Source organism: Rhizobium sp. SVR5-9E, from assembly GCF_056755095.1.
This window is the reverse complement of sequence record NZ_JBNDHS010000368.1, coordinates 1-279: the sequence shown is the minus strand read 5'-3', so window position 1 is coordinate 279 and position 279 is coordinate 1. Positions and strand designations below refer to the sequence as shown.

General features: G+C 41.6%; 1 pseudogene. It reads left to right on the top strand.

What is annotated here, in order from left to right:
• Positions 1-279 (top strand): annotated as a pseudogene (locus tag ACPYOJ_RS35215) (pyruvate dehydrogenase complex E1 component subunit beta); the annotation flags it as partial.

The following is a 279-nucleotide window of genomic DNA, read 5'->3' as shown; positions in this document are numbered from 1 at the left end:
ATGTGGCAGAATATACTTTTCGTGAGGTAATTGCACAGGCAATGAGCGAGGAAATGCGTAAAGACGAATCCATTTATTTGATGGGGGAGGAAGTAGCAGAATACAATGGTGCATACAAAGCTTCAAAAGGAATGCTGGATGAATTTGGTCCTAAAAGAATAATCGATACACCAATCGCTGAGCTTGGTTTCGCAGGAATCTCTGTGGGAGCTGCAATGAATGGTAACAGACCTATCGTAGAGTTTATGACCTTCAATTTCTCATTAGTGGGGATTGATC